General features: G+C 79.6%; 1 pseudogene. It reads left to right on the top strand.

The features are described 5' to 3' along the window. Window positions 1-1084: pseudogene (locus L1885_RS28650) on the top strand (ABC transporter permease); the annotation flags it as partial.

A 1084-nucleotide genomic window follows, 5' to 3' on the forward strand; every position in this document is an offset into this window, starting at 1 on the left:
CACGCCGACCGCGCGCTCGCGGCCCTGCGCCCGGCCGCGGCGCCCGCGACCGGCATCGCGGTACCCGCCGGGACCACCCGGCTCGACCTCGCGGTCCGGCTGGACTCGACGGGCGGCTCGGGCCCCCCGCCCGAGGACGGGACGCTGCTCACGCTCACGCTGGAGGACCGGTACGGCGTGCGCTACCCGGCGCAGCTCGACGGCGTCCCGGCGGACGGCGCCACCCGGACCCTCACCGAGGACCTCTCCGCCGACGCGGGCGCCCCCGACGGCGCGCCCGCGGGGCCGCTGCGGATCGTGGGCTTCGAGCTGGACGCGCCCAGCGAGGCCGCACACGTACGGCACTACACGTTCGAGGTCTCTTCGATCACCGCGCGCACCGCGGGCGGCACGACCCGGCACCTGGCGGCGCCCGTGAGCCGGTGGCGGGCCGAGGTGTCGTCGTCCGGCGCAGGAGGGGCACCCGGGCCCGCCCCCGTCAGGCCGGTGATCACCCGCACCGCAGGGGACGCGCGCACCCCGCTGTCGCTGGCCTACGACTCCGGCAGGCTGCCCCCGGACCCCTTCGGGGCGCCACCGCTGGACGTCGTCCACGTCGACGCCGCCTCGCCGCCCCCGCCCGTCCCGGCCGCCCTGGTGACCGACCGGTTCGCGGCCGCGACCGGCGCCCGGGCCGGCTCCGGGATCGAAGTGCCGCTGGGCCACGGGAACATACGCGTGCGGGTCGCCGGCGTCGTGCGGGAGATCCCGACGACCGGCCCGAGCGCCTCGGCGGCCGGCCAGGAGACGGGCGCCTCCGTCGACGGCGGCGCGGTGCTCCTCGACCTGCGCAGCGTCAACCGGGCGCTCGCGGCGGCCGGCGACGACGTCCTCGCCCCCGGCGAGTGGTGGTTCTACCCCGCACCCGGCAAGGAGGCGCAGCTGGCCGCCGCGCTGCACGGGCGCACCGACATCGACCCCGGCCAGATCGTCGTGCGCGGCGAGCTGTCCCGGCGCCTGCACCGGGACCCGCTGGGCGCCGGGCCCCAGTCCGCGCTCCTCGCGGCGGCGATCGCCGCGGCGGCCCTCGCGGCGGTCGGCTTCG

This window comes from Streptomyces fuscigenes (genome assembly GCF_021556455.1).
GTDB classification, from domain to species: domain Bacteria; phylum Actinomycetota; class Actinomycetes; order Streptomycetales; family Streptomycetaceae; genus Streptomyces; species Streptomyces fuscigenes.